Genomic DNA, 8,967 nt, shown 5'->3' on the forward strand with positions numbered 1-8,967 from the left:
CTTGGTTGGTGGTCTGGTCGGGGTCACCGCATTTCCTCAAGGTCAGCAGCATCCGTTCTGACCTGGGAGTTTGACCATGTCCCCTGGCAAGCAGGCCGCACTGGGCGAGGCCGTAACTTCGGTCGCGGCCGGTGCCCGGCTGGAGGCGATGCGCCGCCGCGTCCGCCTCACCCGCCTCGCGCTCTGGACCCTCATCGCAGTCGGCCCCGCCGCCCTCGCTGTGGCCGTCGCCTCCACGCCGACCACGGTCACGGCGGCCTCCGCGGCCCGTCCTGCCGCCGTGCGCACTGCGCAGGCCGCCTCCGACCCGGGCGGCTATGCGCAGGTGTTCGTCGGCGCGTGGCTGCGCAGCAGCGCCGAGGATCCGTCGACTGCGCAGGCGCGGCTTGCGCAGTCGATGGCCCCGGACCTCGAACTGCCCGACCCGGATGCCAGTGCGCAATCGGTGCCGCAATCCGTGACGGCGGTGCGCAGTGCGCAGCGGGCGGACAGTGCGTGGTCGGTGACGGTAGCTGCGCAATACGCCGACGGATCGGTGCGCTACTACGCCGTGCCGGTGGCTGCCGACCGGGCGGGCGCCTCGTTCACGGTGACCGGTGCGCCCGCTGTGGTGGCCAGCCCGGGAAGGGCGGAGGCCGCCAAATCGTCGTACGGCGTGAGCGTCCCCGAGGGAGAGCTGTCCGCGGCCACCGGGGAGTTCCTCGCCGCCTACCTGACCGGGGCGGGAGAGGTGGACCGCTACCTCGCTCCCGGCGTGCACCTGTCGCCGGTCTCCCCCGCCCCGTATGAGGCGGTCACCGTGGAACAGGTGTCCGCCGCCGAAGAGACCGCCACATCCGAGCAGGTACCTGCCGACGGCACCAAGGTCCGCGTCCTCGCGCACGTGGAAGCCAGAGACTCCGGCGGGCGGTGGCCGCTGGCGTACGAGCTCGCCCTCACCGCGCGCTCGGGCCGCTGGGAAGTCTCCGCGCTCGAGTCCGGCACTGCCCTTGACGGGGGTGCCCGGTGAACACGGTGAACAGCATGATCCTCGCCGGGCAGCTGGACGACCTCGGCGACAGCTGGATCAGCATGTTCAAGGACTGGGCGACCAAGGGCCTGCAGGCCGGACTGCTCGTCCTCGTCGTCATCATCATGATCCAGAAGTTCAGCCTCAAGGCAGGGATCGGCGCCCTCCTGCTCATGATCATCGCGCTGGGCCTGTACAACGCCCGCGAGGACCTCGCGGACATGTTCGAGGACGAGGTCAAGAATCCCGCCCAGGGCGCAGGCGCACCCGCCGCTCCCGGCATCGTGCGCGGTGCTGACCCCGGCAGCGTGCAAGGGCACTTCCAGGGCGTCGGAGGCAAGTTGTGAGCGCCGCGGCGGCTGCGGGCCGGGTGGGGCGCTTCTACACCTCCGCCCGCCGCCATCCCTGGGTGCTGGGCAAGGTCGGGGACTGGAAGATCCCGCTCGGCCCCTACACGCCCGCGCAGATCGCGGTCGCCGTCGGCGGCGGCTTCCTCCTGGTCAAGACGATCGGCTGGTGGTCGTGGATGGGGCCGGTCCCCCTCGTCGGCTGGGTCCTGGCCATCTGGCTGGTGCGCCAGCCGAAGGTCCGGGGCCGTGCCCCGATGCAGGCCGCGCTGGGCTGGCTACTGCTCGGCCGGCAGCCGCGCGGTGGGCGGATCGGCGGGCGCGCCGCCCACGACCGCGCTTCCCGCCCCCTGCGCGGCGGCTTCACCATCGAGGACACGACCCCGCCCTCGACTCGCCCGGCTGCGCAGGCCACACCCGCTCGCGCCGTGCAGCAGCGCCCAGCCAGGGCGCCGTACCCGCCGACGGCAGACCGCTCGTCCGTACCGCGCCGCACACAGCCGGTGGTTCCAGCGGCGGCAGCGGGGCCGGTGTCGGGCGTGCAGCAGCTGCTCGCGCTCGCGCGGCAAGGCGGTGCGCGGTGAGGGTTCCGATCCGTCATATCGCCGGGCATCTGGTGTGGTCGACGCAGGGCAGTGTGTGGGCGGTCTACCGCCTGCATCCAGGCCCGGACGCACAGGGCCGGGTCGAGGAGACCGTTCAAGGCACCTACGTGCCCGCCCCGGTCCGCGACGAACAACTCGCCAAGGTCACGCACCTGGTGCGCTCACTGTCCGGGGCCCCTCGCCTGTTCGGTCTGTGTGCGCAGGCCGATCCGGGTGAGGTCGCCTTGCGCATGATCGAGGGCCTCGATCCGGCCGAACAGCGGGCACCCGGTGCGGGCCGGCACCCGTGGGTGGAGAACGTCGAGGCCACCCTCGAGCTCCTGGACGGCCAGGAGATGCACCGCCGCACCCTGTGGCTGGCCGTACCCCTCCAGACCGAGACGGCCGGCCTGCCCATGCCAGCGTCGCTCGGCGCCGCATGGGCACAGGTCGCGCCGATGCTCGGCATGCGGCCTGCCCCGGTGGCCCTGCGGGAGGTAAGCGCGTATCGCAAGCAGGTCGCTCGAGTGGAGGCCGCACTCGCCGGCGGCATCGCCTTCCGCCCGGCCCGCCCGGCGGAGATCGTGTGGATGATCCAGCACGCGCTGCACCGCGGCCTCGCCGAGCCGCTCCTCGCTGAAGCGGAAAGCAGCGGCATGTACGGAGGGCGGCTACGCGGCGGTGTGCTGCGCTCCCCCAGCTACGCCGACCTCGGCCAAGTGCGCCTGCAGGAAGGCGGTATCGACCCCGACCCCGACAACGAGCTCAAAACTGGCGACGGGATCCCGCGGTCGGGCCGTCAGGCTTGGTGGCGGGCGGGCACGGGCTCGCCGCTCGTGCGGCGCTGGCTGCAGGTCGAGTCCGAGGAAGGGGTGGGCTACCAGGCGCAGCTGGTGCTCGCCGAGTGCCCGCCCGCGGTCAGCCAGGACGCTGCCGATCTGTTCGCGCAGCTGGAGCTGCTCGACTTCCCCGTCGACTACACCGTCGACCTCGCTCTCGTGCCCGCGGAGAAGGCGCGCGAGCAGGTGCGGCGCAAGAAGAACGAACTGATCGACCAGGCCGACCAGTACGACGCCCGTCCCACCGGCATGCCCGCCTCGCTGACCGACGCCGCCCGCGACCTGGGCGAGCTCGATGCCCGCCTCTCCCGCACCAGCGTGGAGGTCGAGGTGCAGTCGGTCACGGTCCTGACGGTGTGGGGGCCGACCGCCGCCGTCTGCGACACCAGAGCCCGCGCCCTGACCGCGCTGCTCGGTGGCGCCGACTACCGGGCCGTGCGCCCGGCCGGCCTGCAGGAAGCCCTCTTCACCCTCGGTCTGCCCGGCACCGTACGGCCAGGTGTGGTGCGGGAGTTCACCCAGCACCAGATCAGTGAGGACTGGGCTCTGGGCGGTGCCTTCACCGCGGCCGAGGTCGGCGACCCCAATGGCATGTTCCTCGGCATCGACTTGGACTGCGGCACCACCCGCCCCGTCATGATCAACGTCGCGGACGCGCCCAAGGTCGACGCCTCCGCCTCGATGGGCATCGTCGGGGACCTCGGCGCGGGCAAGAGCGTGCTGCAGAAGCTGGTCGCGGAAGCCGTGTGGGCGCGAGGCGGCTGCGCGATCTGCATCGACCGCACCCCCGTCCGCGAATGGGCAACCTTCGCCCGCACCGCCGCCACTGGCCAAGTTCAGATCATCGACGCCGCACAGGCCGAAGTGTCCATCGACCCGCTGCGCATGTTCGCCGGTCCCGAGGGACGGCACTACGCCCTGTCCTACCTCACCCTGCAGCTCGGCATCGGCCCGATGAGCACCAAGGGCGAGGTCCTCCACCATGCCGTCGAGCAGGCCGCGCTCAGCGACGCCCCGTCCATGCACCGCGTGCTGGCGGTCCTCGAGGAGATGGCCGCGCGCGAGGCGGGAAGGCGCCAGGACGCGGCTGCCACTCTCGCCGGTCTCATCCGCGTGGTTGCCACCCACTCGCTGGCGCGGATGGTCTTCGACCCAGCCCTGCCGCCGGTGCGGCTGGACGCCTCCAGCACCTCCGACATGATCGTGATCACCACGACAGGTCTGAAGCTGCCCCCGAAGGCGGCCTTCACCAACCCTGACGTCCTCAACCAGCAGCCGCTGGAGGCGCTGATCGGCCGGGCCGTGCTCTACCTGATAGCCGCGATCGCCCGCCAGACAGCCTTCGAGGACCCCGCACGGTTCACCGCCGTCGTCCTCGACGAGCTGTACTGGCTCACGTCCTCGGCCGAGGGCACTGCCCTGGTCCACGAGATCCTCCACGACGGCCGCAAACACGGAGCCGGCCTGCTCGCGGGCTCGCACGACGCCCACGAACTCGGACCCGACCGGGGCCTGATGGCCTACCGGGCACTGGCCCGCACCACGGACCGCGAGCGCGCCCGCCGCGGTCTGGAGTTCGTCGGCCTCAACCCGGATGACAGCGAACTGCTCCGGCTGGTGACCACCGGCCTGTCCCCGGTCGGCCGCACGGGCCGCGAGGGCGAGTTCCTGCTGACCTGCCCGCGCCAGAACACCGGCCGGATCAAGGTCACCATCCCCCGCATCCCGCGCATCACCACGTCCATCACCACCACACCGGGACGGCGCACCAACGCTGCCCCTCCGCCCGCGGATGCATTGCCCGCCATGAATGCCGCAGGTTCCCGCCCGAAGGAATCCGCCCGATGACCTCTCCAACGTGGCACCACTTCCGCCGCCTTGCTGCGGCCGCGAGTCTCCTCACCATGATCGCTGCCGCGGTCGGGGTGCTCATCCTGGGCGCAACCGCGAGAGTGCCGGAGGCATGGTGGCCGCACACTGGTCACGCCTTCACAGCAGACGCCCATCCCACCAAGAAGGATCCGTGCGCGCTGATCGGCGGTCCGGGCAAGGACTACTGCGAGCGCGGCGCCACGACAACAGCCCCTCCCCGGCAGGAGGGCATGGCCGGGACTGTATGGCGGCTCGTGCCGGCCGGTGCCGGAGTGGGCGCCGTCGTGGTGTGGCGGCTCCGGGACGCTGCTGGGCAAGGGCGGCGCTGACATGGTCCGTCCCGACCGCTTCACGCTGCGCTCGGCCGGGTTCGTCATGCTGCTCGCGGGTGTGTTCGTCATGGTCAACAGCCAGGTCGTGTACGCAGCCGAGACCGCGAGCGAGACCGGGGACCTGCTCGCACCCTTGAACATCACCTCCTCCGAGGGGGTGCCGATCAACGGCTACGAACTCAACGCCCAGGGCGGATCCATCGTCGCCTTCAAGACGCAGGCGCTGGCTTTCGCGCTGTCCGGGCTGTTCACGCTGATCCGACTGCTGGTCGGACTGGCCGGATGGGCGGTCGAACTGGCCTTCCGCTTCCCCCTGCTGACGCTCCTGACCACTCCGGCGCAGAAGGTCGCCGACGCCTACGACACGGTCGTCGTCGGCACGCTCGGGCTGAAGGGCCTGCTGCTGGCCTGGGCGTTCGTCTTCACCGGTTTCATGATCGTGCGCGGGCGCATCGGGCGTGGTCTGGGTGAGATGTTCCTGACCCTGCTCATCGGTGCGATCGCCGCCTCCGCCCTGATCCGCCCGGACACTCTCCTCGGCACCGACGGCCCCTTGGGGCAGGCTCAACAGGTGGCGGCCGAGGTCGCTCAGCAGAGCGTCAACTCCTACGACTGGGGCGGCAAGCTCGCCAGCCTCGGCCCGTGCTCCGACATGGACGGCCCGCAGGAAATCGCGTGTCTGGAACGTGAGGCCAGCCAGCCGGTGTCCGCCGCCGAGGTGGCCCGCCCGCTCCAGGACTCGATCACCAACGCGCTGATCGTGAAGCCGTACATGCTGCTCCAGTACGGGCGCATCCTCGACCCCGCCAAGGCATCCGACCGCAAGGCCTACGCCGTCCACCTGAAATGGGTCACCGGTGGCTACGACGCGGACCAGCAGACGGCGGACAACGAAGGCGCCTGCAGCTTGCTGAAAGGTCCGGCCAAGGAGTACTGCCTGGGCGACGCCGATGACACCGGACAAGACGGCCTGCCGTCGCTCACACCCGGCGGTGAACTCCTGGACACCTCCAACGCAATCGTCACCGATGAGGACCGCGAATTCGCCTCCTTCGTCAAGGACTTGGAAAAGGCCGGCGACGTCGGGAAAGCATGCGCCGCGTACGCGGAGAAGCCGACCTGGTGGCGGGTCGGCGGCGCGGCCCTGCTGCTCATCGGCGCCCTGTTCATCTGCGGCATGCTCCTGTCCGCCACGATCGTCCTGCTGGGCAGCCAGGGCATCTGCGCGGTGGCCGCGGCCGCGGCCGGTGTCACCTTCGTCGCCGGCATGCTGCCCGGACCCGCCCGCCAGGCCGTGTGGAAATGGCTGTCCCTGTGGGGCATGTCCATCCTGGCCGTCGTCGGGATCTGCGCGTTCATCCCGTTCTTCGGGATCGCCGTGGACGCCACCATCACCGATGGGCCCGACCTGATGGTCGAGCGGATCCTGCTCATCGACGTCCTCGCCATTGCGGGCGCGGCCGGGCAGCGCAGACTCCTGACCGGCATCGCCTCCTTCGGGCGGCGCATGGCGATGCGGATGCGCTACGCCAAGATCGGCGGCACCCATCTGCCCGGCGACACCTCCGAACTCGGCGCCGCACTCGCCATGAACTCCCCCGCGGCGATAGGCGGATACGGCGGGAGCCTGCGCGCCGTCACCGGCGGCGGGGGCGGCGGCCGGTTCGGGCTGCTGGGCACCCGCCACCGGCTGATGCGTGCACTGGGCTCCTTTGCCGACGGAGCCGGCATGCCCGTCGACACCGGGCGCATGCTCAACGACGCGACGGCAGAAGCAGGGCGCGGACTCGCCCCGCTGACCGCTGCTGCCGCCGTGGGCGGGCTCGGCGCGCGGCTCGGCGCAAAGGGCGGGCACTGGCTGCTGATCGGCCGCCGGCCCGACCGCGAACAGCTCGCCAAGTGGCGCAAGGCTACTGCAGACGGCGACCCGAACACCGGCGGTGGACCGTCGGGTGGCAGCAGCGGCCCAGGCGGCACGGGCCCGCTTCGACCCGCTGGTCCGCCCGACCGATACCGCAACGCAGAGGGGCAGGTCGTCGACCGCAACACCGGTCAGGTGCTGCACGACCAGAACAGTGACCGCACTCTGCTGTCCACCCGCGCCCACAACCGGCTGGTCCGCTTCCGCGGATACCGCATCCTGAACCGCAGTGGCCGCACCGCGTACGGGGCCACGGTCGGTCTGCCGGGAAGCGTCCGCAGTGGCCGGGCTGCCGGCTCTCGCTACGCCCAGGACGCCCGTCAGCAGGTGCGGGTGTGGGGCAACACGCTGCGAGAGGACAGCCGCTCCTGGGCCAGCACGAGCGGCCGGCTGGCCCATCTCATCCGCGAGCACACCGATGACAGCGGGGGAAGCGGCCCCTTCACCAGCCGCCGCCTGCCCACCGCAACCACTACAACCCCGGCCCCGCGCCAGGCATCGCCCGCCCGTCCTGCAATCTCCAGCCAATCTCGAGGCAGCCCCGCCCCGTCGCCTGCACGTCCCGCTGCGACGAGGGATCCCTCAACACCCCCGCCCGCAGCACCCTCAGCGCGCCCAGACAGTCCTGGGCTACAGCCCCAGTCCGGGCGGGGCAGATCCACCCGTCCGGCGCGTCCCGAAGGCCCCGACACGGGCCGTCCGGCCGACACGGGCAACCAGGCCCGCATCCAGGAGGCGATGCGGCAGGCCGAAGCCCTGCGCGGCATGCGGGCCCGCTGGGCGGCCGAGGACGGTGAGAACGAATGAGGTCGTCCCGGCACCGGACAGTGCGGTGGGGGTGCGCAGTGGCGCTGCTGATGTTCGCCGCTGTGTGCTGCGCCGCACCGATGGCCAACACCATCAGCGCCTACGCCGCCCTCACCACCGGCGCGCAGGACAAAGGTGGGATCGCCGAGGGCGGCAGTGCCGCGGACATTCCTCCCCGCATGCTGGCCGCCTACAAGAAGGCCGTCCAGCAGGTCGGAAAGCACGTGCCAGGGTGCCGGGGCATGCGCTGGCCGGTCCTCGCCGGCATTGCCAAAGTCGAGTCCAACCACGCTGTCGGCCGCAGCATCACCGGCAACGGCGACATCCGTCCAAAGATCTACGGGGTGCTCCTCAACGGCTCCGGCCAGGGCGGGAACACCACAGTCTTCCCGGACACCGACCGCGGCAAGTGGGACGGAACCTCTCAAGGGGAGCGTGCGGTCGGTCCGTTCCAGTTCCTGCCCTCCACGTGGGAATCGGCCGGCGAAGACAGCAGCGGCGACCAGGTCGCCGACCCGCACAACGCCGACGATGCAGCCCTCGGCGCCGCCGCCTACCTGTGCGGCAACGGTCGCGACTTGACGAGCCGCTCGCAGTTGGAGGCCGCGGTCTTCCAGTACAACCACTCGCAGGCCTACGTCGACAACGTGCTCGGATGGATCGACCAGTACACGACGGCTGCCAAGGACCCGGACCTGAGCAACGTCACAGGAAAGGCCCGCACCGTCATCGAGGCCGCCCTCTCCCAGCGCGGTGTCCCCTACTCATGGGGCGGCGGCAACGCGAGCGGCGCGTCGTACGGCATCTGCTGCTCCCCCAGCGGGAAGAGCGGGGCCAGCATCAAGGGCTTCGACTGCTCCGGGCTGGCCCAGTACGCGTACGCGAAGGCAGGCTTCAGCCTGCCGCGCGTGGCGGCCGCCCAGGCAGGTGCCGGCCAACGCATCCCGGCCGGCCTCGGCACCAGCGCCCTCAAGGCCGGTGACCTCGTCTTCTACGCCACCGCTCCCGGACGGGACTCCACGATCTACCACGTCGGGATCTACGTGGGCAGCGGACGGATGGTCAACGCTCCGCGGCCGGGAGCCGTGGTGCGCGTGGACCCGGTCACCGCGATGCCGGGTTTTGCGGGGGGAGCGCGGCTGCTGTGACGACCGCCTCGCGTGTAGGTTCCGAAAAGAGATGACGGTGTCCAAGTGATCTGTCGTCAATGTGTCGGTCGGCGCTCTCTTTTCGGCCCGGTTCTCGCTCCGCGCCGC

7 protein-coding genes are annotated in these 8,967 nt (G+C 71.2%); all 7 read left to right on the forward strand.

The annotated features are described in order from the left end of the window. Window positions 1-76 precede the first annotated feature (76 nt). The 7 genes from AB0E07_RS38015 (at window position 77) to AB0E07_RS38045 (ending at window position 8,859) form a co-directional block, all read left to right on the forward strand. Window positions 77-1,009: a conjugal transfer protein gene (locus tag AB0E07_RS38015; protein WP_362262482.1), complete on the forward strand. Its 933-nt coding sequence runs from the start codon at window positions 77-79 to the stop codon at window positions 1,007-1,009. Then, the gene (locus AB0E07_RS38020; protein WP_362262485.1) at window positions 1,006-1,356 is read left to right on the forward strand and encodes a hypothetical protein; all 351 of its coding nucleotides are present in this window, start codon (window positions 1,006-1,008) and stop codon (window positions 1,354-1,356) included. The genes AB0E07_RS38015 and AB0E07_RS38020 overlap by 4 nt, the downstream gene beginning before the upstream one ends. Further along, window positions 1,353-1,940, forward strand: a complete 588-nt coding sequence (locus AB0E07_RS38025) for a hypothetical protein (RefSeq protein ID WP_362262488.1) — start codon at window positions 1,353-1,355, stop codon at window positions 1,938-1,940. The genes AB0E07_RS38020 and AB0E07_RS38025 overlap by 4 nt, the downstream gene beginning before the upstream one ends. After that, a complete protein-coding gene (locus AB0E07_RS38030) occupies window positions 1,937-4,627 on the forward strand; it encodes an ATP-binding protein (protein ID WP_362262491.1) in 2,691 nt (896 codons plus the stop codon). The genes AB0E07_RS38025 and AB0E07_RS38030 overlap by 4 nt, the downstream gene beginning before the upstream one ends. Further along, window positions 4,624-4,980 (forward strand): hypothetical protein, encoded by a 357-nt coding sequence (locus AB0E07_RS38035; RefSeq protein WP_362262494.1) that lies wholly within the window; start codon window positions 4,624-4,626, stop codon window positions 4,978-4,980. The genes AB0E07_RS38030 and AB0E07_RS38035 overlap by 4 nt, the downstream gene beginning before the upstream one ends. Before the next feature lies 1 nt (window position 4,981). After that, window positions 4,982-7,711: a hypothetical protein gene (locus AB0E07_RS38040; RefSeq protein WP_362262496.1), complete on the forward strand. Its 2,730-nt coding sequence runs from the start codon at window positions 4,982-4,984 to the stop codon at window positions 7,709-7,711. Window positions 7,712-7,791: 80 nt separating this feature from the next. Continuing rightward, entirely contained in the window at window positions 7,792-8,859 is a 1,068-nt protein-coding gene (locus AB0E07_RS38045; protein ID WP_362262499.1) for a C40 family peptidase, read from the forward strand. Window positions 8,860-8,967: the final 108 nt, after the last annotated feature.

Source organism: Streptomyces sp. NPDC048002 (assembly GCF_040653275.1).
In the GTDB taxonomy this organism is placed as follows: Bacteria; Actinomycetota; Actinomycetes; order Streptomycetales; family Streptomycetaceae; genus Streptomyces.

Coding starts and splice junctions, on each gene's coding strand:
- AB0E07_RS38015 (WP_362262482.1), top strand. CDS start 77: ATGTCCCCTGGCAAGCAGGCCGCACTGGGCGAGGCCGTAACTTCGGTC.
- AB0E07_RS38035 (WP_362262494.1), top strand. CDS start 4,624: ATGACCTCTCCAACGTGGCACCACTTCCGCCGCCTTGCTGCGGCCGCG.
- AB0E07_RS38040 (WP_362262496.1), top strand. CDS start 4,982: ATGGTCCGTCCCGACCGCTTCACGCTGCGCTCGGCCGGGTTCGTCATG.
- AB0E07_RS38045 (WP_362262499.1), top strand. CDS start 7,792: ATGGCCAACACCATCAGCGCCTACGCCGCCCTCACCACCGGCGCGCAG.